The 23,991-nt window shown below is 67.5% G+C and carries 17 protein-coding genes and 1 pseudogene; 8 read left to right on the top strand and 10 right to left on the bottom strand.

Annotated elements, in window-relative coordinates:
- Positions 1-41 precede the first annotated feature (41 nt).
- The 4 genes from FVQ98_RS10050 (at position 42) to FVQ98_RS10035 (ending at position 5,472) form a co-directional block, all read left to right on the top strand.
- Complete coding sequence (locus FVQ98_RS10050; protein WP_147913303.1) at positions 42-974, top strand: electron transfer flavoprotein subunit alpha/FixB family protein; 933 nt, start codon at positions 42-44, stop codon at positions 972-974.
- A 114-nt stretch (positions 975-1,088) separates the two neighbouring features.
- Complete coding sequence (locus FVQ98_RS10045; RefSeq protein WP_147913302.1) at positions 1,089-2,867, top strand: acyl-CoA dehydrogenase; 1,779 nt, start codon at positions 1,089-1,091, stop codon at positions 2,865-2,867.
- A 118-nt stretch (positions 2,868-2,985) separates the two neighbouring features.
- Positions 2,986-3,942: an NAD(P)H-dependent flavin oxidoreductase gene (locus FVQ98_RS10040; protein WP_147913301.1), complete on the top strand. Its 957-nt coding sequence runs from the start codon at positions 2,986-2,988 to the stop codon at positions 3,940-3,942.
- Between the two features lie 237 nt (positions 3,943-4,179).
- Entirely contained in the window at positions 4,180-5,472 is a 1,293-nt protein-coding gene (locus tag FVQ98_RS10035) for a hypothetical protein (protein WP_147913300.1), read from the top strand.
- Positions 5,473-5,765: 293 nt separating this feature from the next.
- Here the strand turns inward: FVQ98_RS10035 and cphA are convergent, their stop codons facing one another.
- Both cphA and FVQ98_RS10025 read right to left on the bottom strand, forming a co-directional pair.
- The gene (gene cphA, locus FVQ98_RS10030; RefSeq protein WP_147913299.1) at positions 5,766-8,438 is read right to left on the bottom strand and encodes a cyanophycin synthetase; all 2,673 of its coding nucleotides are present in this window, start codon (positions 8,436-8,438) and stop codon (positions 5,766-5,768) included.
- Positions 8,439-8,488: 50 nt separating this feature from the next.
- Positions 8,489-10,660: a cyanophycin synthetase gene (locus FVQ98_RS10025; RefSeq protein ID WP_147913371.1), complete on the bottom strand. Its 2,172-nt coding sequence runs from the start codon at positions 10,658-10,660 to the stop codon at positions 8,489-8,491.
- 230 nt (positions 10,661-10,890) lie between these two features.
- Here FVQ98_RS10025 and FVQ98_RS10020 point away from each other — a divergent pair, with 230 nt between their 5' ends.
- Both FVQ98_RS10020 and FVQ98_RS10015 read left to right on the top strand, forming a co-directional pair.
- Complete coding sequence (locus FVQ98_RS10020; RefSeq protein WP_147913298.1) at positions 10,891-13,215, top strand: cyanophycin metabolism-associated ABC transporter; 2,325 nt, start codon at positions 10,891-10,893, stop codon at positions 13,213-13,215.
- Positions 13,212-13,685, top strand: coding sequence for a cyanophycin metabolism-associated DUF1854 family protein (locus FVQ98_RS10015; protein ID WP_147913297.1), 474 nt, complete (start codon positions 13,212-13,214; stop codon positions 13,683-13,685). Before FVQ98_RS10020 ends, FVQ98_RS10015 begins: the two co-directional genes overlap by 4 nt.
- A gap of 152 nt (positions 13,686-13,837) precedes the next feature.
- Here FVQ98_RS10015 and FVQ98_RS10010 read toward each other — a convergent pair whose 3' ends face one another.
- Positions 13,838-15,961, bottom strand: coding sequence for a sensor histidine kinase (locus FVQ98_RS10010; protein ID WP_255507725.1), 2,124 nt, complete (start codon positions 15,959-15,961; stop codon positions 13,838-13,840).
- Between the two features lie 63 nt (positions 15,962-16,024).
- Complete coding sequence (locus tag FVQ98_RS10005; protein WP_370512946.1) at positions 16,025-16,657, bottom strand: LuxR C-terminal-related transcriptional regulator; 633 nt, start codon at positions 16,655-16,657, stop codon at positions 16,025-16,027.
- 447 nt (positions 16,658-17,104) lie between these two features.
- On the opposite strand from FVQ98_RS10005, the gene FVQ98_RS10000 reads away from it, so the two are divergent.
- Positions 17,105-18,202, top strand: coding sequence for a DUF1566 domain-containing protein (locus FVQ98_RS10000; RefSeq protein WP_147913369.1), 1,098 nt, complete (start codon positions 17,105-17,107; stop codon positions 18,200-18,202).
- Between the two features lie 194 nt (positions 18,203-18,396).
- The gene (locus tag FVQ98_RS09995; protein ID WP_147913295.1) at positions 18,397-19,521 is read left to right on the top strand and encodes a 2Fe-2S iron-sulfur cluster-binding protein; all 1,125 of its coding nucleotides are present in this window, start codon (positions 18,397-18,399) and stop codon (positions 19,519-19,521) included.
- A 174-nt stretch (positions 19,522-19,695) separates the two neighbouring features.
- Here FVQ98_RS09995 and ahbB (FVQ98_RS19895) read toward each other — a convergent pair whose 3' ends face one another.
- The 6 genes and pseudogenes from ahbB (FVQ98_RS19895) to FVQ98_RS09970 all read right to left on the bottom strand — a co-directional run bounded on the left by ahbB (FVQ98_RS19895) (position 19,696) and on the right by FVQ98_RS09970 (position 23,983).
- Positions 19,696-20,175, bottom strand: a complete 480-nt coding sequence (ahbB, locus tag FVQ98_RS19895; protein WP_222707597.1) for a siroheme decarboxylase subunit beta — start codon at positions 20,173-20,175, stop codon at positions 19,696-19,698.
- Positions 20,176-20,328: 153 nt separating this feature from the next.
- Positions 20,329-20,733 (bottom strand): annotated as a pseudogene (locus tag FVQ98_RS20110) (Lrp/AsnC family transcriptional regulator); the annotation flags it as partial.
- Entirely contained in the window at positions 20,723-21,784 is a 1,062-nt protein-coding gene (ahbB, locus tag FVQ98_RS09985; protein ID WP_187265691.1) for a siroheme decarboxylase subunit beta, read from the bottom strand. The gene ahbB (FVQ98_RS09985) and the pseudogene FVQ98_RS20110, both read right to left, overlap by 11 nt.
- 261 nt (positions 21,785-22,045) lie before the next feature.
- A complete protein-coding gene (locus FVQ98_RS09980) occupies positions 22,046-23,278 on the bottom strand; it encodes a cytochrome D1 domain-containing protein (RefSeq protein WP_370512943.1) in 1,233 nt (410 codons plus the stop codon).
- A gap of 7 nt (positions 23,279-23,285) precedes the next feature.
- Entirely contained in the window at positions 23,286-23,654 is a 369-nt protein-coding gene (locus FVQ98_RS09975; RefSeq protein ID WP_147913293.1) for a c-type cytochrome, read from the bottom strand.
- A 20-nt stretch (positions 23,655-23,674) separates the two neighbouring features.
- Complete coding sequence (locus FVQ98_RS09970) at positions 23,675-23,983, bottom strand: c-type cytochrome (protein WP_147913292.1); 309 nt, start codon at positions 23,981-23,983, stop codon at positions 23,675-23,677.
- Positions 23,984-23,991: the final 8 nt, after the last annotated feature.

Genomic DNA, 23,991 nt, shown 5'->3' with positions numbered 1-23,991 from the left:
GCAAGGCAGGTCTGCCCACAGAAATTCCGAGGACACAAACCATGACTGCACTCGTCATCGCCGAACACGACAACGCCGCCATCAAGGGCGCAACCCTCAACACCGTCACCGCCGCCGCTGCCTGCGGTGGCGACGTCCACGTGCTGGTGGCCGGCAGCAACGCCGCCGCCGCGGCCCAGGCCGCCGCGCAAATCGCGGGCGTGGCCAAGGTGCTGCACGCCGACAGCGAAGCCTTCGCCCACGGCCTGGCCGAAAATGTGGCCGCCCAGGTGCTGGCGCTGGCCGGCAACTACAGCCACATCCTGTTCCCGGCCACCGCCAGCGGCAAGAACATCGCCCCGCGCGTGGCCGCCAAGCTGGACGTGGCCCAGATCAGCGATATCACCAAGGTCGACAGCCCCGACACCTTCGAGCGCCCGATCTACGCCGGCAACGCCATCGCCACCGTGCAAAGTGCCGACGGCACCAAGGTCATCACCGTGCGCACCACCGGCTTTGACGCCGCGCCCGCCACGGGTGGCAGCGCCGCCGTCGAAACCGTCACCGCCACCGCCGACAGTGGCAAGAGCAGCTTCGTCGGCGCCGAGATCGCCAAGAACGACCGTCCTGAGCTGACCGCCGCCAAGATCGTCGTCTCCGGTGGTCGTGCCCTGGGCAGCGCCGAGAAGTTCAACGAAGTGATGACGCCGCTGGCCGACAAGCTGGGCGCCGCCATCGGTGCCAGCCGCGCCGCGGTGGACGCGGGCTATGCACCCAACGACCTGCAGGTCGGCCAGACCGGCAAGATCGTCGCGCCGCAGCTGTACATCGCCGCCGGCATCTCCGGCGCCATCCAGCACCTGGCCGGCATGAAGGACTCCAAGGTGATCGTGGCGATCAACAAGGACCCGGAAGCGCCGATCTTCAGCGTGGCCGACTACGGCCTCGAGGCCGATTTGTTCCAGGCCGTGCCGGAGCTGGTCAAGGCGCTGTAAGCGCCGCGCCCTGTAATCGACGGAGTTGCTCTACTTAGGAGAGCGCTCCACGCAAGGGCATCGCGCGCGATGCCCTTTTTCACGTCATACCCGCCCGTTTTCAGGAGTCAGCCCATGAGCTACCAAGCCCCCGTCAAGGACATGCTGTTCAACATCGAGCACCTGGCCCGCATCGAAGAAGTGGCCAAGATGCCCGGTTTCGAGGACGCGGGCCTGGAGACCGCGCAGGCGGTGCTGGAAGAGTGCGCCAAGTTCAACGAAGGCGTGGTCGCACCGCTGAACGTGCCGGGCGACTTGAACCCGTCCAGCCTGAAGGACCACGTGGTCACCACCACGCCGGGCTTCAAGGCGGCCTTCAAACAGTTCGCCGAAGGCGGCTGGCAAGGCCTGCAGCACCCGACGGACTTCGGCGGCCAGGGGCTGCCCAAGGCGATCGGCGCGGCCTGCATCGAGATGCTCAACAGCGCCAACCTGAGCTTTGCCCTGTGCCCGCTGCTGACCGATGGCGCCATCGAGGCGCTGCTGACCGCCGGCAGCGACGAACTGAAGGCCACCTACCTCGAGAAACTGGTGTCGGGCGAATGGACCGGCACCATGAACCTGACCGAGCCGCAGGCCGGCTCCGACCTGGCGCTGGTGCGCACCAAGGCCGAGCCGCAGCCCGACGGCACCTACAAGGTCTTCGGCACCAAGATCTTCATCACCTACGGTGAGCACGACATGGCGGACAACATCGTCCACCTGGTGCTGGCGCGCGTGGCTGGCGCGCCCGAGGGAGTAAAGGGCATCAGCCTGTTCGTCGTACCCAAGTTTGTTCTGAAGGACGACGGCGCCTTGGGCGACCGCAACGACGTGTACTGCGTCAGCATCGAACACAAGATGGGCATCAAGGCATCGCCCACGGCCGTGCTGCAGTTTGGCGACCACGGCGGCGCCACCGGCTACCTGGTGGGCGAAGAAAACCGCGGGCTGGAATACATGTTCATCATGATGAACTCGGCCCGCTACGCGGTGGGCGTGCAGGGCATCGCCATCGCCGAGCGCGCCTACCAACACGCGCTGGCCTACGCCAAGGAGCGTGTGCAAAGCCGCCCGGTGGACGGCAGCGTGAAGGGCGCCGCCACCATCATCCACCACCCCGACGTGCGCCGCATGCTGATGACCATGCGCGCGCTGACCGAAGGCTGCCGCGCCATGGCGCTGACCGCCGCCGCCGCCTACGACGCTGCGCACCACCACCCGGACGCCGAGGTGCGCAAGCAAAACCAGGCCTTCTACGAATTCATGGTGCCGCTGGTCAAGGGCTACAGCACCGAAATGAGCCTGGAAGTGACCGACCTGGGCGTGCAGGTGCACGGCGGCATGGGCTTTATCGAGGAAACCGGCGCCGCCCAGTACTACCGCGACGCCAAGATCCTGACCATTTACGAAGGCACGACCGCCATCCAGGCCAACGACCTGGTCGGCCGCAAGACCGCGCGCGATGGTGCGCAGGGCGCCAAGGCCATCGCCGAGCAGATCGCCGCGACCGAAAAGGCCCTGACCGCGTCCGGCACCGACAACGCCAAGGCCGTGGCCCAACGCCTGGCCGCCGCGCGCCAGGCCTTCGTCGATTCGGCCGAGTACATCGCCGCCCAGTCCAAGAGCGACCCCAACGCCGCCTACGCGGGGAGCGTGCCCTACCTGCTGCTGGCCGGCAACCTGGTCGCCGGCTGGCAACTGGGCCGTGCGCTGCTGGTGGCCGAAGCCGCCGGCGACGATGCCTTCATGAAGGCCAAGGCCGTGACCGCGCGCTTCTACGCCGACCACATCCTGACGCGCGCCCCTGGCCTGCGCGACGCCATCGTCGAAGGCGCGGCCAGCGTCACCGCGCTGGCGCCCGAGGCGTTCTGACGCTCGCGCTTCATCGGTTGATTGCTATCTTTACCGTAGCTGCCTGCGCAGATGGGCGTAGGGCTGCGGCCTGATTTCTTTCAAATTCCCCAATTCACGTTCCTGAAAGAGCCTGCGCATGTCCAAGTTGCCCCCGGTGCTCCAGCGCCTGAAGTTTCCCGTCATCGGATCGCCCCTGTTCATCGTCAGCAACCCAAAGCTGGTGATCGCGCAGTGCACGTCGGGCGTGGTCGGCTCCATGCCGGCGCTCAACGCTCGCCCGGCCTCGCAGGTGGAAGAGTGGCTGGCCGAAATCACCGAAGCCCTGGCCGCCTGGGACAAGGCGAACCCCGACAACCCGGCCGCGCCCTTTGCCATCAACCAGATCGTGCACAAGAGCAACGACCGGCTGGAGCACGACATGCAGCTGTGCGCCAAGTACAAGGTGCCGATCATCATCACCAGCCTGGGCGCGCGTGAAGACGTCAACCAGGCCGTGCACAGCTGGGGTGGTGTGGTGCTGCACGACGTGATCAACAACGTGTTTGCCCGCAAGGCGATCGAGAAGGGCGCCGACGGCCTGATCCCGGTCGCGGCTGGCGCCGGCGGCCACGCCAGCGTGAAGAGCCCCTTCGCCATGATCCAGGAGATCCGCGAGTGGTTTGACGGCCCGGTGGCGCTGTCGGGCGCCATCGCCAGCGGCGGCGCCATCCTGGCCGCGCAGGCCATGGGCGCCGACTTCGCCTACATCGGCTCAGCCTTCATCGCCACCGAAGAGGCGAGGGCGGTGGAAGGCTACAAGCAGATGATCGTCGACTGCAATTCCGACGACATCGTCTACAGCAACTTCTACACCGGCGTGCACGGCAACTACCTCAAGGGCAGCATCCGCAACGCCGGCATGGACCCGGACAACCTGCCCGAGAGTGACCCCAGCAAGATGAACTTTGGCGGCGACAGCACCGCCAAGGCCTGGAAGGACATCTGGGGCTGTGGCCAGGGCATCGGCGCCGTGAAGGAGGTGATGCCGGCGGCCGAGCTGATCGCGCGGCTGAAGCGCGAGTACGCCGAAGCGCGGGCGCGGCTGGCGCTGTAGCGTCTGTCGGTCTCACTGGGTCCTGGCGTACCGGGGCGCCTTGAGAACCTGCTCAGCTTGAGCAGGTTTTTTTGTTTCTGGGGTGCGAAATACCCAGTTTCAGGGATATGCAAATTGACACGAAAAACCTCCAATCAAGGCGGGTCCTCTCTGTGACCGAAGTCGAACCGGGCCAGCAGGTCAGTTGGGCGGCGAGCAGGGCGAGCCACTAACCAACGATCTTAAAAAGGAGTTCCCGTGCGCCATTCCGCCAACAAACATGCCAAAACCCGCACCGCCCTGGCTGTCACCAGCCTGCTGCTGGCCGCCTGCGGCGGCGGCGATGACGACCGCACCGACGCGTCTGCGCAGCGCGCGGGCGACACGCTGACCACCACCATGATGGTGGACGACAAACTGGTCATGGAACGCGACGACGTGCTGTATGCCGTGTCGGCCAAGGGCGAATTGGTGTCGGCCGAAGACGCCAGCACCGTACCTGGGACCCTGATCCCGATCACCGAATCGCTGAAGGTGTACGACAGCAACCTGGTCTCTGCGTCAGCGGCGCAGCAGATCGACCCAGCGATTGCCAAGGCCTTCTACACCGAGCTCTGGAACGCGCTGAAGCAGCGCCACGGGCTGGAAGCTACTGCGTCGATGTTGGTCGACGCCATCGACGACTTCGATCAGATGGTTCCGAAGATCTACGCCGCCTACCAGCACAGCGGAATGAGCATGGCCAGCTTCGTTGATTTCTACGAAACGCTGGACGATGTGCCCTTTTTTGCGGCCCAGGAAGAGGCCGAGCGGCAAGTCAGCACTTTCGTGGAGGCTGCGGGCACCAACGAAGCCGGTCTATTGGCTGCAGTGCAGGCCAACGGCCTGAGTTGGCGCGTTTTTTTGGACACTATGGCAGGGCGTCAGCACACGTTCAACGACATGCGCGTGGCCTACAGCAGCGCGCAAGCAGGGACGTCGATGACCGCCTTCGTCGCAGGCTATGTGAGCGGAGCGGGCACCAAGGCGGCGGCAGGCACCAACCAATACGATCTGGCGATCCATGCCTCCAAGATGCTGTGGGACATCATCAAGGACGGCGCGCCGCAAACCGACGTGGGAGGCGCCAAGACCTCGGTGCTGGCGGTGGCCGACAAGAACCCGCTGAACTACGGCAACGCCCAGCGCGGCCAATCGGTGTCGGTGCGTTTCCAGCGTGGCGACAAGTGGTGGCACACCCACCAGTTCATCGCGAAATTCAACGTGGTGGCGTACCACAGTGCCCGGCACCCCAATTTTGGTGGCGCCTGGTTGCCCACGGTCTACTTCAACGTAGAAGATGCTTCGGCCAAAGGGGTGGGCGCCAAGCTCAACGTGGATGCGGAGATCAGCACCCTTGCCAATGCTGGCCCTGCAAACGCGCCGGTGCCGCAGTTTGACGTGGTCACCACCATCCGTACCAAGGGCGCCGCGATCAAGAACATGTATGAGACCTCGACCTTCGTCGTATCGGGGAATAAGGCGCCAACGCTGGCCAAAGCGGTGAAATGAGATCGGCTGTCCTTTGCCAATGAACCAGGAGCCATTGGTGCAGATTCGTAACGGCTGGGTGAGGACACGGCCGTAGCGATCTGCACAGCTTGGCGATAGACCTGCCTGGGCGCCGAAAGGTGCACTCTATTTTTGCGAGCTTAATCGTGCCGTGGCCCTGTATGGTGCTGCGCAGCCAGCTCCTGTTTGAATAGCAAAAAGCCCGCCGGCGAATGCCGGGCGGGCTTTTTTGTTGGGCAAGTAGGCAGACGTTAGGCGGTGGCCGGCGCTGGGGCTGCCACTGAAGCCACGGCTTACCAGTGCGCGTGCTGCCGTTCGCCGGCCAGCGCGGGTTCGCGCTTGGCGGCGGCCGTCTTGGTGCGCTTGGCGGCCGCACGGGTGCGGCGGGGCGCTGCGGGTTTGGCCTGCTCCACGCGTTGGCGGATGTGGGCCAGGGCCTCTTCCACCTGATCGATCAGGATCAGGCACAGGTCGCCCTTGTTCAGGCGCTCCAGCGCGTGGTCGATGGCGGTGAATTCGCCGTGGATCTCCTCGACGTGGCGGGCGCGGGTGGCGCCCTTCAGGCCGTCGCGCAGCAGGCCCAGCACTTCGCCGTCGGCGCGGCCGCGCTGGCAGGCGTCCTGGTAGAGGATGACGTCGTCGAACGCCGCGCCCAGGATGCGGGTCTGCGCGGTGATGTCCTCGTCACGGCGGTCGCCGGCGCCGCTGATGACGACCGAGCGGCGCACCGAGGGCATGTTTTCCACGCCACCGACCAGGGCGGCAATGGCGTCCGGGTTGTGACCGTAGTCGGCGATCAGCGTCGCGCCGCGGTAGTCGAACACGTTGAAGCGGCCGGGCACGCCGTGCAAGTCGCTGATGAAGCTGGCCAGGCCTTTCTGGATGGCGTCCCAAGACACGTTCACGGCCCAGGCGGCGGCGACCGAAGCCATGGCGTTCTCGACCTGGAAGCCCAGTTGGCCCTGGCGGGTCAGCGGCACACGGGACAGCGGCAAGCGCTTGATAAAGCCGCCTTCGGCGCAGACGATGTCGCCACGGTCCACGTAGACCACACGCCTGCCCTGGGCGCGGTGGGTTTCGATGACCGGGTGGTTGCCGTCCTGGGCAAAGAAGGTGACCTTGCCCGGGCAGTGCGGCGCCATGCGGGCGACGGCCGGGTCGGCGGCGTTCAGCACGGCGGTGCCGGTGGGCGCCACGTTCAGCACGATCACGCGCTTGAGCACCAGCAGGTCTTCCAGCGTGGTGATGTAGTTCAGGCCCAGGTGGTCGCCAGCGCCCAGGTTGGTGACGATCGCCACGTCGCACTGGTCAAAGGCCAGGCCTTCGCGCAACAGACCGCCGCGGGCGGTTTCCAGCACGGCAGCGTCCACGTCGGGATGGGCCAGCACGTTGCGCGCGCTGCGCGGGCCGGAGCAGTCGCCCGAATCGATCTGGCGGCCGTTGACGTACACGCCGTCGGTGTTGGTCATACCGACGCGCAGGCCCTGGGCCTTAAACAGGTGGGCGGTCAGGCGCACCGTGGTGGTCTTGCCGTTGGTGCCGGTGACGGCGACCACGGGCACGCGGCCGTTGCCACCGTTCGGGTACATCAGGTCCATCACCGCGCCGCCGACGTCGCGGCCTTTGCCGAACGACGGGCTGAGGTGCATGCGCAGGCCAGGCGCCGCATTGACTTCAACGATGCCGCCGTTTTGCGCTTCCAGCGGCTTGATGACGGTTTCGCACACCACGTCGACGCCGCAAATGTCCAGGCCGACGGTCTGGGCGGCTTCGATGGCGCGGGCGGCCACTTCAGGGTGGACGCTGTCGGTCACGTCGGTGGCGGTGCCACCGGTCGAGAGGTTGGCGTTGTTGCGCAGCACGACGCGCTGGCCCAGCTCGGGCACCGAATCGGGCGTCAAACCCTGGGCGGCGAGACGGGCTTCGGCGATCGTGTCGATGCGGATCTTGGTGAGGGAAGTGCCGTGGCCTTCGCCGCGGCGGGGGTCCTTGTTGACCTCGGCCACCAGTTCACGCACCGTCAGTTGGCCATCACCGATGACCAGCGGCGGGTCGCGACGCGCGGCGGCCACCAGACGGTTGCCGACCACCAGCAGGCGGAAGTCGTGACCGGGCAGGAAGCGCTCGACCATCACCACGCCGTATTTGGCGGCGGCTTCGTAGGCAATCTCGAAATGGGCGCGGTCGGTGATGCCGACGGTGACACCCTTGCCCTGGTTGCCGTCCTGCGGCTTGACCACCACCGGGAAGCCGATCTCCTGTGCGACGGCCCAGCCGTCTTCCAGCGCGGTCACCGGGCTGCCCAGCGGCACCGGCACGCCGGCCGAGTGCAGGAGCTTCTTCGTCAGGTCCTTGTCCTGCGCGATCGATTCGGAAATGGCGCTGGTGCCGTCCACTTCGGCGGCCTGGATGCGGCGCTGCTGGCTGCCCCAGCCCAGCTGGACCAGGCTGCCGCTGGTCAGGCGCTTGATCGGGATGCCGCGCGCGATCGCCGCGTCCACGATGGCGCCGGTGGACGGGCCAAGGCGCTCGTCCTCGTCCAGCTCGTGCAGTTCGGCCAGCGTGGCGGGCACGTCGAAATCGGCGCCGGCCGCGGCGGCAGCGCACAGCTGCTCGGCCTTTTCCAAGGCCAGGCGACCGACAGCTTCTTCGGTGTACTGCACGGCGACCTGGAAGGTGCCGGGAATCTCGGTTTCGGTCGTCCGGCTGAAAGTCACCGGGCAGCCGGCTTCGGCCTGAAGTGCCAGTGCGACCAGCTCCAGGGCGTGCGCCATGGAAATCGGGGTGCTGGGCTTGTTGGCGTGCAGGGCGCCGACCGAAGGAAACAGCTCACGCAGGCGCTTTTCGAACGCCGGGGTGGCACGCAGGTCGCGCTCGGCCCCGTCGCAAGTGACCACGGCTTCGATGGCCGTGTGGCGGCTCCAGAGGTTGGGGCCGCGCAGCGCGCGAATGCGGGTGACTTCCATGAATGGTCCTGAAGTGGGAATACGAAGTGACTAACGTGCCGCGGGCGAAATCAGTGGACAGCCAAGTTGTGATGAGCTTCGCCAAAACGCAACAAAGCCGCTCGAATCAGGTCTGCTGAAACACCCAGTGACCAAGCGGCCGCCACGGCCGCCAGCACTTGGGGGCGGACGTCCGCTGGGGGTTCGTTGGTGATCGGCGCAAAAATGGGCGCTGAGAGGTTGATCAGCGGCGTTTCGTCCGGGCCGGAGGCAAGGACGATGCTGGCGTCGCGCGCGATCACTGCGCGGCCCTTGCGGGCGCGGTGGGCGGCCAGCGTCTCGTTTTCCGGGTCCAGCCCATAAAACAGCACTTCGCCGTCGCAGTAATCGGCGAGATCGGCGACTTCGGCGTTGTCGGCGTTCAGCACCGCCACGCCGCCGGTCAGCACCACGTCGACCTGGGTGCGCACGATGTTGGGCAGCTGGTCGGCTTCGGTGATGTACAGGTCCGCCAGGCCATCGGCGCCCGGCATGGCCATCACTACGCCCACCTGGCAGCGGTCGTAGGGCAGGCCTTCGGTCAGGATCTGGCGCGGTGTGGTCTCCAGGACGGCGGCCTGCACCGTGCGGTTGATCAGCATCCGCTCACCATCGTCGTAGCGGCGGGCGTCGCTGGTGGACAGCTGGCGCGCGCCAACGAACAGGCCGTCGCGGCATGCCAGGGCGGTCTGCCAGCCGTGTAGCTGCAGCATCGAAGCCACCAGCCGGGCCGCCAGCGAGCTGTCGCCCGTACCCAGCAGGCCGACAATGGGAATACGGCCGGACTCGTTGGCAGGGAACAGGTGGTTGACGATCGCGTCGCCCACCGGCTGGGCGCGGCCCACGGCCGGTTTGAGGTGCATCAGCAGGCCAGGGCCGGCGTTGACTTCAACGATGGCACCGCCCTGCGCCTCCATGGGCTTCGAAATGTCCTCGACCACCAGGTCGATACCCGCGATGTCCAGACCCACCACCCGCGCCGCCAGGCCCATCAGCTCAGCGTTGTCCGGGTGCACCTGTTGGGTGACGTCGTTGGCCATGTTGCCGGTGCGCTGCACCACGGCCGACTGGCCACGCTGCAGCACGCTGTCGGGTGTCAGGCCCTGGCGGGTCAGTTCCAACAGGACGACGGCATCGTCCATGCGTACGACGTCCAGCGGAAACTGCTCTTCCTCGCCACGGCGCGGATCGGTGTTGACCTGGGTGCGCACCAGCTCCGTGATCGTGGAACGCCCATCGCCGCTGACGCGGGTGATCTCCCCGCGCGTCGCCGCAACGACCTTGCCGCCCACCACCAGCAGGCGGTGTTCGTGCCCGGGGATGAAGCGCTCGACGATGACCTCGGAGCCTTCTTTTTCCGCCGCGACAAAGGCGTCGCGCACTTCCTGCTCGGTTTTCAGGTTGAGCGACACGCCGCGCGCATGGTTGCCGTCCGACGGCTTGACCACCACGGGCAGGCCCACGCTTTCGGCTGCGTCCCAGGCTTCGTCGGCGCTTTCGACCGTTTGGCCCTCGGGTACGGGCACGCCAGCGGCCGACAACAGCTGCTTGGTCAGGTCCTTGTCGCGCGAAATTCCTTCGGCGATGGCACTGGTGCGGTCGGTCTCGGCCGTCCAGATGCGGCGTTGGGCGGCGCCCTGGCCCAACTGGACCAGGTTGCCTTCGTTCAGGCGCATGGACGGGATGCCGCGCTCGCCCGCGGCGTCCACGATGCAGGCGGTGCTCGGGCCCAGGCAGCGGCGGTCAACCAGATCGGTCATCTTGGCCAGCGTGGCGGCCAGGTCGTAGGGGCGGTCGTTGATGGCGGCCATCACCAGATCGCGCGCCGATTCCAGCGCCAGGCGGCCAATCACCTCATCGCGCGTGCGGATCACCACCTTGTAGACGCCGTGCTCGTGCGTCATGCGGGCCTTGCCAAAGCCGGTTTTCATGCCGGCCTGGGTTTGCAGCTCCAGCGCCACGTGCTCCAGGATGTGGCCGGGCCAAGTGCCGTCGCGCAAGCGCATCAGGAAGCCGCCGCGGCGGCCGACGCTGCAGCGGTGCTCGATCAGGCCGGGCAGCCACGTGGTCAGACGCTCGTAAAAACCGGGCAGGGTATTGGAGGGGAAGTCTTCCAACTCACCGATGTCGACGATGGCTTCGATCACCGGGCGGTAGGTCCAGATGTTGGGCCCACGCAGGTGGGTCATCTGGCGGATCACCATGTCGGGGAAGGTGCGTGCGACGGCGGCGGGCGCCGGCGTGGATTCGACGCCGTTGTCGGCTGATGCCAGTGTCGAGGCCAGCAAAGGCCGCGGATACAATCCGCCACCTTTGGTGGCGACACGCTCGCTTTGATCGATTCGCCTCATGGGGAGTGCGCTCGCTTTCCTTGAATTTCTGGTGATCGGGGCCGAATTGCCCAGAGGTATTCGGCCCGCTACGTATGCATTCCATGTCGCAACAGATTTCCCCCTTCCCGATGACACAAGCACTGGCAGAAGGAGCGCCGCTGCGACCCTCTGAAAACGTGCTGGGGGTGCTAGAAGTTGACTTGGACGCGCAACTGCGCTTTGGCAGCGGCGCCGTGCTCATTACAAATCAACGGCTTATTTCACGGTTTCCGGATGAAACAGGGTGGCAAAGCTGGGATTTGCGCCCTGGGCTGACCCTCTCGCACACGGACCACGCCGGCGTCGGCGCCCTGGCGCTGCGCGACTCAGACGGCCAGCTGGCGGTCTGGCGCTTCACGCTGGGGCAGAACCCGGCCGCCCTGCGCCTTTTGAACCAGTTTGAAGCGCTCCAGGCCGACCCGGCCGCGGCCGCTCTCGCCACACCCGCGCTTGCGGCCGACCTGCCGGCCGCCCTGATCGAGGATGGTGACACCGCTGTCGAGGACAAGCCGCCCTCGACGTGGACGCTGTTTCGCCTGTGGCGCTTTGCCCACCCGTACCGCTGGCAGCTGCTGGCCGGTTTCCTGCTGACGCTGGCGGCCACGGCAGCGACCTTGGTGCCGCCGTACCTGACCATGCCGCTGATGGACAAGGTGCTGATCCCGTTCCAGGCCGGTCAGCAGATCGACACCGGTCTGGTCGCCATGCTGCTGGCGGGCCTGCTGGGCTCGGCGCTGCTGGCCTGGGTGCTCAGCTGGGCCAAGACCTACATCCTGGCCCTGGTGTCCGAACGGATCGGCGCCGATTTAAGAACAACAACTTACGAACACTTGCTCAAGCTTTCACTTGAGTACTTCGGCGGCCGGCGCACGGGTGACCTGATGGCGCGCATTGGCTCGGAAACCGACCGCATCAACGTCTTTCTGTCGCTGCACCTGCTGGACTTCGCCACCGACGTGCTGATGATCGTGATGACGGCCATCATCCTGTTCACCATCAACCCGACGCTGGCGCTGGTCACCCTGGTGCCGTTGCCCATCATCGGCTGGATGATCCACGTCGTGCGCGACCGTCTGCGCACCGGCTTCGAGAAGATCGACCGCGTCTGGTCCGAAGTGACCAACGTCCTGGCCGACACCATCCCCGGCATCCGCGTGGTCAAGGCCTTCGCGCAGGAAGACCGCGAGGCGGGCCGCTTCAAGGACGCCAACCGCCACAACCTGGCCGTCAACGACAAGCTGAACAAGCTGTGGTCGCTGTTTTCGCCCACCGTCACGCTGCTGACCGAAATCGGCCTGCTGGTGGTCTGGGCCTGCGGTATCTGGCTGGTCAGCAAGCAGCAGATCACCGTCGGTGTGCTCACCGCGTTCCTGGCCTACATCGGGCGCTTTTACACCCGGCTGGATTCGATGAGCCGCATCGTCTCGGTCACGCAAAAGGCGGCCTCGGGCACCAAGCGCATCTTCGAGATCCTGGACCACGTCTCCAGCGTGCCCGAGCCCAAAAACCCGGTCCCGCTGGGGCATGTGGAAGGCCGCATCGAAGTGAAAGACGCCGCGCTGCGCTACGGCAACCGCTCGGTCATCCGCGGGCTGAACCTGACCATCGAGCCGGGCGAGATGATCGGCCTGGTGGGCCACAGCGGCTCGGGCAAGAGCACGCTGGTCAACCTGATCTGCCGCTTCTACGACGTGACCGAGGGCGCCATCCTGGTGGACGGGGTGGATCTGCGCGACGTGCGCGTGGCCGATTACCGCCGCAACATCGGTCTGGTGCTGCAGGAGCCGTTCCTGTTCTTCGGCACCATCGCTGAGAACATCGCCTACGGCCAACCCGACGCCACGCGCGAAGAGATCGTGGCGGCCGCGCGCGCCGCCCACGCGCACGAATTCATCCTGCGCCTGCCGCAGGGTTACGACTCGCTGGTGGGCGAGCGTGGCCAGGGCCTGTCGGGCGGTGAGCGCCAGCGCATCAGCATCGCGCGGGCGCTGCTGATCAACCCGCGCATCCTGATCCTGGACGAGGCCACCGCCTCGGTCGACACCGAAACCGAGCGCGAGATCCAGAAGGCGCTGGACAACCTGGTGCGCGGGCGCACCACTATCGCCATCGCCCACCGCCTGTCCACGCTGCGCAAGGCCGACCGCCTGGTCGTCATGGACAAGGGCGACAAGGTGGAAGAGGGCACGCACGAGCAGCTGATCGCCCGGCGCGGCGCCTACTGGCGCCTGTACGAAGCGCAGGCGCGCCAGGAAAAGGCCGAGCGCGACCGCATGCTGGAAGTGGACGACGCCAGCCTGCAGCCCGCGCCAGCGCCACCCCCGATGCCCCACAGCCACCGCGCCGAGCCCGGCGCACCCGACGCCGCCGAGGAGACCCAGCCATGAGCGTGCACACCGTGTTCGATCTGGAGCGCGACGCCTTCGGCCGTCTCGTGCTGACCGACGGCGAGGGCCAGCGCCACGAAGGCGTGGTCGCCGTGCGCGCCTTCCCCATTGCCGCGCCGGACGAAGGCATCAGCCTGCTGGACGTCGACGGGCACGAGCTGGCCTGGGTCGAGCGCCTGTCCGCCTTGCCCGAGCCGACCCGCGCCCTGGTCGCCCAGGCGCTGGAGCAGCGCGAATTCATGCCCGTGCTGCAGCGCCTGAAAAGCGTCAGCAGCTTCGGCACGCCCAGCACCTGGGACGTCGAGACCGACCGCGGTGCCACCAGCTTCGTGCTGAAAGGCGAGGAAGACATCCGCCGCCTGGGCCCCGGCCTCTTGATCGTCAACGACAACCACGGCGTGCAGTACCTGATTCGCGACCTGCAGGCGATGGATCGGCACAGCCGCAAGCTGCTCGACCGCTTCCTGTGACAGGGGCTGGCCGACGGTGGCCAGACGCCCTGGGCCGGCTTCCAGGTCTGATTCTTGGTGTTTTTGGCTTTTTGTCCTACAGCCATCTGCGCGGACAGCTATTCTTTAGGTAGCAAAAAAACGGGGGAATCGCACCCCCATGCGGCCGCCGTTCAATCGCGATACAGCGGCGCCGGCGCACTGTCCGGCATCAGGGCGGGCAGCAGGTGCACCGTCAGCACGGTGCCACCGGGCACCGACTGCACGTACAGCTCGCCCCCCACGCGCGCTATGCGCGCCTGCATGCTGCGCATGCCCACGCTGACGCCAGCGGCCTGCACGGCGTTCACGTCGAAGCCCACACCGTCGTCCTCGATGCGCAGCACCACGTCTTGGTCGTCGCCATGGGCCAGCGTCACGTCCACCTGGCTGGCGCGGCTGTGCTTGATGACGTTGGTCAGCGCCTCTTCCACCACCCGCGTCAGCGCCAGGCATTGCAGGGCGTTGGGCGGCTGCTGCCAGTCGGGCGGGTAGTGCCAGCTGGAGCGGATGTCCAGCTCGTCGAACAGGCGCGTGAAGCGGTGGCGCAGCGGCGCCAGCCACTGCTGAGGTGTGGCGGGCACCGTCACGCCGGTGCTGGAGCCGCTGTCGATCATCTGGCGCAGGTCGTCGCGCAGCAGCTTCAGGATTGACAGGACCTGGCGGTTTTCCAGCGGCGCCCGCGCTTGCTCCACCATGGCGATCGACCGCACCAGCGAGCCGCCCAGCCCGTCGTGCAGCTCGTGGGCGATGCCCAGGCGCTCGTTCAGGCGGGTGTTGCGCAGCACCAGGGCGTGTTCGCGCGCCATGGTGGTCTGCAGCTCGGCGCGGGCGTGCGCCACGCTGTGGGTCAGCTCGACGTTGAAGCGCTCGATGCGGCGCATGGTGTGCGCGAGGCGCCAGCCCAGCACCAGCGCCATGCACAGCGTGACGGCCAGGCTGCTGTAGGGCGTCCACGGCACGGCGTCGGGCAGCAGGCGCACCAGGATCAGCACGTCGTGGGCGCCGACCACGGCGAACACCGTCAGGCAGGCGGCCAGCATGAGCTGGTCGGCCTGGCGGCTCTGCAGCGCCCACACCACAAAGCGCAGGCAGGCCAACAGGTAGATCAGGGCCGCGCCAAGGAAGGCGGCCAGCAGCACATGGTCCAGGGCGGAAACCGTGCACAGCCACACCATGGCCACCATGGCGAACACCAGCAGGGCCAGCGCCTTGTCCATCCTGGGCGTAGGGCGGGCGGCGAAGCGCGCGGTAAACACGCTGAAGGCCGCCACGTACAGCACCAGCGCCGTCATATTCGCGCGCGCGGCCATCACCGAATCGCGGAATGGCCAAGTCTCGGTGGCCAGGAGGCTGGCGGCATACAGCACCCAGGTGAACGCCGCCAGGGCGTACCAGCCATAGGCCTTTTCGCTGCGCCGCATGGCCCAGGCGAAGAAGAACAGCACGCCCAACGTGCCAGACACCGCCAGGTTCAGCGTGAGCAGCGTGCGCTGGCGCCACAGAAGATTCTGGTACGCCGCGAACACGCCGTCGGCCGGACCGATCTGCGCACCGCCCAGGCCAGGCGACTGCACATGCAGGCCCAGCACGCGCACCCACACGGCATTGGCGTCTGGCCGCAGCAGGTGCGCCGGCAGCAGCCAGTAGCGCGGCATGAACCAGCTGCGCGACAGCGGCTCCGTGAGGTGGCGGTCGCGCCACAGCAAGGTGCCGTTCAGCCACACCTCGCCCGCCATGTTCAGGGAGTCGAGCGACAACGCCACATCGGTCGCCGCTGCACCGGGCGCCGACGGGCAGGGCAGCCGCCAGTCGATGCGGTACCAGACCTCGCCGTCGAAATGCGGCCAGCGGTGCGGGTCGCTCCAGCGATCGGGCAGCGTGACGGGCGTCCAGGCCGAAGCAGGCAGGCGGGTGGGCGGTCCGCGGCGCACGTCGCCCGGGTCCTGCCCGCGCACGGCGTGCACGTCGGTGATTTGCGGCGCGCAGCCTGCGGCCGCGCCGCTGGCCTGCGGGGCCGTGCGAGGTGCGGTACCCGAGCCATGGGCACCCTGCGCCTGCGCTGGCAGGGTGTGCAGCAGCGCCGCAAGAACCACCATCCCCGCCCAGGCCAGCGCTGCCGCGCCGCACAGCCGCGGCCCAGCGACGCCTGCGAACGCCGCCAGGCGTTGCCCGCCGAACAGGCGGGACAACGAGCAAAACATCGACACCATGCGCATCAAAAACAATAGCTGCCAGCGCAGGTGGTTGTAGGGCAAATTGCCAATTTCATTGAAAATATCGCCGGGCGCGCCACGCCGGGCACACCCGGCATTCTGGCTTCAACCCAGCAGCCCGCGGCTGCGCGCTTCACTGATCGCCCGCACGCGCGAGTTCACCGCCAGCTTGCGGTACACGTGCTTGACGTGGCATTCCACCGTGTGGCGCGACAGGTTCAGCCCGTCTGCGATCTCGCGGTTACTCATGCCATCGGCCACCATGCACAGGATCTGCTGCTCGCGCGCGCTCAGCGGCTCGTCCAGTTGCGCGGCCGGGCTCGCCACCGGCTGCAGCTCCGCGATGATGCGGCGCGCAATGAACGGGTCGATCGGCGCGCCGCCGCGCAGCACGCTGCGGATCGACAGGCTGACCTCCAGGTCGTCACGCTCCTTCAGCACATAGCCCGTCGCCCCGGCGCGCAGCGCGGCCAGGATGGCGTCTTCGGTGCTCCAGGCCGAAATCACCAGAATCGGCAGCGCCGCATCGCCCGCGCGCCACTCGGCGATCAGGTCAATGCCGCTACCGTCCGGCAGGCCAAGGTCGACCAGCGCCAACGCCACCGGCTCGGTGGCCATGAAGCCGCGCGCCTCGGCCAGCGATGCGGCGAAGTTCAGCGCATCGGGCGCATACCCCAGGCCCAGCAGCACATCGCGCAGGCGCTGGCGGATCAGCGGCTCGTCCTCCACCACCAACACGGGGGCGGGCAGGGTGGTTTCGGCGGAAAGGAGGGGTGGGTTCACTTGGGAGGGCGGGCCAATCAGTAGAAAGATAGCGCGACTTTGCGGCAACGCGCCCGATTTGAACATCCCTGAACTCAGGTATTTCGCGGGGTATGTGAGGGATCGGCGAACGCCAGGGGCTGCCGGCCCAATGCACACCGGCCCGCAGGTCAGAAGTCACGCATCCGGGCCAGCCGCCGCGCGCCCCGGTCGCCGCGCGCTGGGCATGAATCTCCGAAAAATACCCAGTTTCAGGGATATGAACATCGGCGGCGAGTCGGTTTAATCGACACGCTTAGTAAGCAGAACATTCGATTTCTCCCAGTCATCAGGCACTTGCGGTGCGTGATGCCGCCGATCCTGAAACCATAGCTGTCCGCGCACGTCCTTGTAAGGCTGACAGCACTTTTATCGAAAAACTTCATGATGCCAAACGCACCTTCCTCGCTGCGCCAATTTGTCGCCATCGCCCTGTTGGGCCTATCCGCCCTGGTCAGCAGCGCTGCGTGGGCTGCGCCTTTTACGCCCAACGGGGCAGTGGTGACGGACGGTGCCACGCAGATGATCTGGCAGCGTTGCGCCCTGGGCCAAAGCTGGGACGGCGCAACCTGCACTGGCACCGCCGCCGTCTACAACTCCTGGACAGTGGCGCTCGCCACGGCGGCAGAAGCCAACGCCGATGCGCTGGGCGGCTTCAGTGACTGGCGCGTGCCCAGTTTTCAGGAACTGCAGGGATTGGTGGAGGCTGGCAGCACGCCCGCGATCAACGCGACGGCGTTTCCCGGTGCGCCGGCGAGCACATTCTGGACAGCCAGCCAGCCGCCCACCATGATTTTTCCGATGGCGATCGATTTCGTCACCGGTAACCCCACGCTCGGGCTATTTGGGCGGGGCGACTACAACGTCCGCCTGGTGCGCGGAGGCGCCGCCGGCAGTACGCTGACCATCAGCGCCAGCGTGGCAGCCGGCTCGGCCGGGCGCGGCAGCGTCAGTCCGGCGTCGCAGCAAACTGCCAGTTCGGGCGGCACAGGCTATGTCACGGTCAGCCCGCAGCCGGGCTATCGGTTGGTCAGCGCCGTCGGCGGCAGCTGCGGCGCTTCGTCCAGCGGCGTCAGCACCAATGCGTCGAGAACGGCGATCACGGTGCGCGAGCCGACCGCCAGCTGCGCCGTCGAGGCGGCGTTTGAGCAAATTCCAGGCGTCTGGCTGGTGAACGTGACTGCGCCGACCAACGGTAGCATCAACTGCCCCGCGACCGTGAGCGACGGCCAGCCGCTCGCCTGCACGGCCACGCCCGCTGCCGGCTACCAATTGGCCGGCTGGGGCGACGCCTGTGCTGCGTCTGGCACCAGCGCCAGCTGCAGCGTGGCGGCCGTCACTTCCAATGTCACCGTGTCGGCGCGCTTTGCGGCGGTCGCGCCCGTGGCGGTGCCGACCATGGGTGAATGGGGCCTGATGCTGACCGGGCTGCTGGCTGCGGCACTGGGTGCCCTGGGCATGCGCCGCCGCGCACGCGCTTGAGTCAGCGCTCGGGGCAGACGCCGACCGTGGCCGCTTGCGCGCTGGGCGGGGCGCAGCCCGGTCGCGCGGGCGAAATGCGTTCGTTGCCAGTGCAATACGTCGTCCTGCTGGGTGACACAGGTCAAACCCTGACTGTAAATAAATACGAAAGTACTAATATTTAAGGCTGTCACTGTTGACCTGTGGGAGGTGCCATGCCTGCTTCTTTGAACTTCGGGGGCCAATCGGTCGAGCCGTGGGAGGGTGAAACCGTGCTCGACGCGCTGCTGCGCGTCGGGATCGATGCGCCGTTCTCGTGCAAAAGCGGCTCCTGCCACACCTGCCTGATGCAGTGCACGGAAGGCCCGGTGCCCGCGGCGGCGCAGCACGGCCTGTCTGATCACCTGGTGCGCATGCACTACCTGCTGCCCTGCCAGTGCCATGCGCAAGGCCCGATGCACTTGAGGGCACCGCAGCCCGACGACCTGCTGACTGCGTGCATGCTGTGCGAAGCCGCAGGTCACGACGACGGGGTGGTGCGGCTGATCTTCGAGCCGCAGCCTGCGCTGCGCTACCGCCGGGGGCAGACCTTGCGCGTCGTCACCGCCAGCGGGGTGGAGCCGGAGATCGTGATCACTTCCGACCCGGCGGTCGACATGGTCATGACTGGCGAGCTGAGGCTGCGCCCCGGCACGAGCTTGCCCGAAGGCTTTGGCCCGGACGCCGAGTTCGGCTGGATGTTCGAGGTGCGCGGCCCGTTCGACGGCGTGCCGTCGCAGGGCCTGCCGATGACGCACACCGACCTCGCGCTGTGGCACGAGCTGGACGAGGGGCGCACCGTACGTGCGGTGCTGGAGGATTTCTACCCCAAGGTCTATGCGGATGAGCGGCTTGGACCGTTCTTCCGCGGCGTGACCATCGAGCGCGCCATCGACAAGCAGTATTCGTTCCTGCGCCTGGCCATGACCGGAGAAAAGATCTACTTCGGCGACCGCCCGCGCAATGCGCACCACTGGATGATCATCACGCACGAGTTGTTCGACTTCCGCCAGTCGCTGATGGTGCAGACGCTGCGTGAGCATGGCCTGAGCGAAGCGCAGATCCAGCGCTGGACGCGTTTTGAGGAGTACTTTCGCCCCGACATCGTCAAGTCGACCAGCTGGCCGCGCGTCGAAGGCGGCGTCGAGATCTACACCGAAGGCTTCGAGCGCGAAACCCTGTCCGCAGCGACGCTGTGCGACCACTGTGGCGCGGAAGTGGCCAGCGGCGTCGAGGTGCTCTACCACCGGCGCCTGGGCACCGTGAGCTGCCCGACCTGCGCGCCGAAGGTGGCGGCGTAGCCGTCGCCGAGTGCGGGCAGGCTGGCTGCCGGCCCGGGCCGACACGAAGTCGTCAAGCTTCTTAGCGCTGAACAGGCTCTCGGTGAAAGTGCCGTATTCACGCATGCCGCACTGTCTTGCGCGCGTGGGCGCCAGCGTTGCGCGGTGGGTCGCGTGAGGTATTTCAGCAACCTTTTAGATCGCCTGCCGTAGCCTAAGGCCCGTTTTCTTCAGGATCGCGCTGGAAAACAGCACGTCGTGTGCGCGGCACGCGGGGCCCAGCAGCTGGGCTACCGCTTCGGCTTGGGCCAGCACCTCGTCGCGGCTGTGGCCGTGCAGCATGGCGAACAGGTTGTAGCGCCACACGCCGGCCTTGCGCGGGCGGCGGTAGCAGTGGCTGACGGCGGGCTGGCTGCCCAGCAACTCGCCCAGGCGGTCGACCTCGGCGTCGTCGACGTCCCACACGCTCATGCCGTTGGCGACGTAGCCCAGGCGGTAGTGGTTGGGCACGGCGGCGACGCGGCGCACCACGCCGGCGGCCAGCAGATCGGCCAGGCGCTGGCGCACGGCGGCGCCGGTGGTGCCGAGCAGGGCGGCCACGCTGTCGTAGGGCCGCGCGACCAGGGGCAGGCCGGCCTGGGTGGCGGCGATCAGTGCGCGGTCGTCATCGCTCAACCTGTGGGCGGGGGCGCCGGCGCTGCCTCGGGGTAGCGAGGGCGCCGCTGCCTGGCGCGCGGGGGTCAGCAGCGGCAAGTACAGGCCGACGAAGAATTCGCGCTCCTTCGGGAAGGCGTGCACGGGCAGGCCGGTGGCCGCTTCGATGCGGTCGCAGGCCGCCCAGGCGGCTTCGGGCGTTTCGGCGGCGACGACGAACCACATGTTCAAGCGGTGGTCGCGCAGGTAGTTGTGCGCGACTTCGGGCAGATCGTTCACCAGCGCCGTGACTTCGGCGAAGCGCGCTTCGGGCACTTCCAGCGCCGCCAGGATGAACTGGCCACCGGCGCGTTCGATCTGGAACAGCGGGCCCAGGCGCGTCAGCACCCCCGCGCTCAGCAGGTGGTCCAGCCGCTCGATCACGGCGCTTTCGCTCATGCCCAGCGCGGCGCCGGTGTCGGCGAACGGGCGCTCGGTCAACGGCAGTTCCAGTTGCAGGTGGTCGATCAGGCGGGCGTCGTCCAGCTCGATGCCGACCGGCAGGCGCGGCGCAGGCGGGTGCAGCGGGTCAGTCAGCATGGGCGGGCTCCGGTGCGGCCGACGGGCCAGCGGGCTGAGCATCGCCCGTGGGCAAGGGCCGAAAGTAGCGCGCGCCGGTCTGCTTGAAGCGACGGCGGCTGAACAGCACCTGCTGCGGCGCGGCCTGCAACCCGGCGCCAGCGATGGCGGCCTGCAGCAGCGCCAGCGTGTCTTCGCGGCTGCGGCCGTGCACCATGCAGTACAGGTTGTAGGGCCAGCCCACCGCGCGCGTGCGGCGGTAGCACAGCGTCACGCCCGGCTGCGCAGCCAGGCGCTCGCCAAAGGTGTCGACCTGATCATCCGGCAGGTCGAACACCGTCATGGCGTTGGCGGCAAAACCGGCCTCGTGGTGGCGCACCACCAAGCCCAGCCGCCGCAGCGTGCCGGCGTCCAGCCAGGCCTGCAACTGCGCCAGCACCTCGGCCTCGCTGCAGCCGAGCTGCGCCGCCCACTGTGCGTAGGGCGCCGGCACCAGCGGCACGCCGGCTTCCACCAGCGCGGCCAGCGGCGCGTGTTCGGCGCGCACCTTGGGCGCGCGCTGCTGCACGCCGCCAGCGCCCGCAGGGCGGTGCAGGTCAAACCCCAGATCGATCCGGTAAGCGCGCTGCATCGCCAGGCGCAGTACCGGCAGGCTGGTGTCGCGTTCGATGTCGCGCAGCGCAAATTCGACCGCGACCGCGTCGCAGCCGGTGGTGACGAACCACAGGTTGATGCCGTGTTCGCGCTCGTAGTTGTGGTTGACCCCCGGGTGCGCCGACACCCGCGCCGCCACCTCCGACAGCTGCGCCGGCGGCACCGCCATCGCGCACAGCAGCGCACTGCCACCCGCGCCCGGCGCCCACACCCCGCCCAGGCGGCTGGCCGCGCCGCTGGCCAGCAGGCTGGCGACGGCGTCGATCACTTCGTTTTCTGTAGCTGCCAGCGCTTGTCCCACTAGGGCAAATGGCCGATTTGCCAAGGGAAAGCCGCGTTGCCATTCGTTCAGCAGGCGCGGCAGCCAGGCTGGCGAGTCGGGCAGGGCGGAGCGCAAAGCGCGCGATGTGTCAGGCATGTCGATCCGTCCCGGTGCCCACTCCTGCCACTGTCCACGCGCCGAGATTCGACGCAGCAGCCTTGAACGACGGCGTTGCAGCACCCTTGGCAAAAGCCCCGCACCGCACCGCGCCCCACCGCGCGAAAGGCCGCGGAGCAGGCCGCCCCAGCAAACGCCATGCCCGGACCTGCGCCGGGCATCGGCGTTGTCCCCCTGCCCGAAGCGCGCAGCGCGAAGAGAGCGGGGGGAAGCGGCGAAGCCGCTCAGGGGGGTGTCCCATCAGAACCCCGTGCGCGCAGCGCGAGACGTAAAGAAGATCCCGCTTGGCGACTTGGCCGGCAGCGTCGCCAGCGTCTTGAAACCCTGCGTGTCGATCACCGAGATCCGGTGGTCGTCGCGCGTGCTGATCCACACCGCGTCGCCGCGCGGGGTGAATTCCATGTGCAGCACCGCCTTGCCGGGCTTCAAGCGCTGGACGATCTGGCGCGTCTGCGTGTCGATCACCTGCACCGTGTCGTAGTCTGGCACCGCGAAGTTGACCCACACCTGGCGCCCGTCGGGCCGCGCCATCACGAACACCGGTTGACCGGCGACCGGGATGCGGCCGACTTCCTGCCAGGTCTGCGTGTCGACCACCAGCACTTCGTGGCGGCCCACGGCGGGCAGGTAGGCGTGGCGACCGGCCACGGCCCAGCCGCGCAGGTGCGGCATCTTGAAGACGGGCAGTGGCTGCTGGCCCTTGCCGTAGCCGGGCAGGATGCGTTCCACCTTCGGCTCGGGCGCCCAGAGGTCGATCTTGGCCAGGCCGTCCTCGCCGAACAGGCCGGCGATGTAGTGGCGGCCATCGGGCGTGATCAGCGCGTCGTAGGGCTGTTTGCCGATGCCTGCGAATTTCTGGATCTTGGGCTGCCTGGGGTCGGCCAGATCGGCGATCCAGATCTGCCCCGCGTCGAACAGCGAAAAGATGAAGCGGTTGCGCGGAATGTCGGCCAGGCCCACCACGCGCGAGGCCTTGCCGTCCACCACAGCCGGGATGTCGGCCAACTGTTCCAGCGTGCGCGCGTCGAACACCTTCACGCCGCCGGGCTGGTAGTTCTGCGCGACGATCAGGCTGCCATCGGTCGAAATGGCGCCGCCGATGCTGTTGCCGGCCTGCATGACGCGGCCTTCGATGGCGCCGGTGCGCAGGTTGACCTTGGTCAGCCCGCCGTCGCGCCCGAACACGTAGGCCAGCGCGCCGTCGCGTGAGAACACGACCGAGGCGTGCGACAAGTCGCCCAGGCCAGCGACCGTGCCCAGGCGCGTGCGGGCGGTGGTGTCGAGTACGCCCAGGGTGCCGGATTCGCGCTCGATCACCAGGCCCAGGTCGCCGTTGCCGCGCTCAGGCGGCACCAGCAGGGAAGATGAGGGAGACGAGGTGCCTGACGTGGCGCAGCCTGCCAGCAGGCCAGCGGCCAGCAGCAGGGTGGAAAACCGGAAGGCGAGGGCCAGGCGCATGGCTGAAAGTTTCATGGAGGGATCAGGGCGCCGGGCCCGAATCCAGAGGGAAGCCGGTCTGCAGACGCCGGGCGATCCAGGCGGCCTCGGGCTCGCTGATCATGGTCTTCCAGCCGGGCATGGGCGTGCCGGGGCGGCCTTGGTAAATGACGGCGACGAGGCTGTCGAGCGGGATCTCGGTCATGCGTTCGCGCGTGAGCGCGGGGCCCAGACCGCCGGTCAGCTGGATGCCGTGGCACGAGCCGCAGTCCTGCCGCACCATGCGCACCAGTTGGGTCTGGCGCGCGGCGGGCAGGGTGGTGTCAGAGGCGCCGGAGTTGAGGTCTTTTGCGGCTGCAGCGCTTGTCAGAACTGCGCAGCCAGCTATCAAAAGAGAAGTTTTCCAGCGCATGTCGAAGCCCGTGGATCCGCTTACGACTTCAGGATGAAGTCGACAGCAGCCTTCAGATCGGCGTCGCTGATCTTGTCGGGGCCGTTAGGCGCCATCGGGATCGGGCCGAACACGCCCGAGCCGCCTTTGCGCACCTTGTCCATCAGCTTGGCGCTGACGTCCTGGCCCTTGTACTTGGCCGCAATGTCCTTGAAGGACGGGCCCACCAGCTTCTTGTCCTTGGCGTGGCAGGCCATGCAGCCGCCCTTGGTCATGGCGGCTTCAGGGTTGGCCAGCGCCGGCGTGGCGACAAAGGCCAGCGCGGTGGCGATCAAAGCAAGCGATTTCATCGAAACAT

The organism is Ottowia flava, assembly GCF_008017535.1.
GTDB lineage: Bacteria > Pseudomonadota > Gammaproteobacteria > Burkholderiales > Burkholderiaceae_C > Ottowia > Ottowia flava.
This window is presented reverse-complemented; position numbering and strand designations above follow the sequence as displayed.

Bases quoted from the DNA above. Each gene is read 5' to 3' on its own strand.
- FVQ98_RS09995 (WP_147913295.1), top strand. From the start codon at position 18,397: ATGCCTGCTTCTTTGAACTTCGGGGGCCAATCGGTCGAGCCGTGGGAG.
- FVQ98_RS10020 (WP_147913298.1), top strand. From the start codon at position 10,891: ATGTCGCAACAGATTTCCCCCTTCCCGATGACACAAGCACTGGCAGAA.
- ahbB (WP_187265691.1), bottom strand. From the start codon at position 21,784: ATGCCTGACACATCGCGCGCTTTGCGCTCCGCCCTGCCCGACTCGCCA.
- cphA (WP_147913299.1), bottom strand. From the start codon at position 8,438: ATGGAAGTCACCCGCATTCGCGCGCTGCGCGGCCCCAACCTCTGGAGC.
- FVQ98_RS09980 (WP_370512943.1), bottom strand. From the start codon at position 23,278: ATGAAACTTTCAGCCATGCGCCTGGCCCTCGCCTTCCGGTTTTCCACC.
- FVQ98_RS10050 (WP_147913303.1), top strand. From the start codon at position 42: ATGACTGCACTCGTCATCGCCGAACACGACAACGCCGCCATCAAGGGC.
- FVQ98_RS10025 (WP_147913371.1), bottom strand. From the start codon at position 10,660: ATGGTGATCCGCCAGATGACCCACCTGCGTGGGCCCAACATCTGGACC.
- FVQ98_RS09970 (WP_147913292.1), bottom strand. From the start codon at position 23,983: ATGAAATCGCTTGCTTTGATCGCCACCGCGCTGGCCTTTGTCGCCACG.
- FVQ98_RS09975 (WP_147913293.1), bottom strand. From the start codon at position 23,654: ATGCGCTGGAAAACTTCTCTTTTGATAGCTGGCTGCGCAGTTCTGACA.
- FVQ98_RS10000 (WP_147913369.1), top strand. From the start codon at position 17,105: ATGATGCCAAACGCACCTTCCTCGCTGCGCCAATTTGTCGCCATCGCC.
- FVQ98_RS10040 (WP_147913301.1), top strand. From the start codon at position 2,986: ATGTCCAAGTTGCCCCCGGTGCTCCAGCGCCTGAAGTTTCCCGTCATC.
- FVQ98_RS10015 (WP_147913297.1), top strand. From the start codon at position 13,212: ATGAGCGTGCACACCGTGTTCGATCTGGAGCGCGACGCCTTCGGCCGT.
- FVQ98_RS10045 (WP_147913302.1), top strand. From the start codon at position 1,089: ATGAGCTACCAAGCCCCCGTCAAGGACATGCTGTTCAACATCGAGCAC.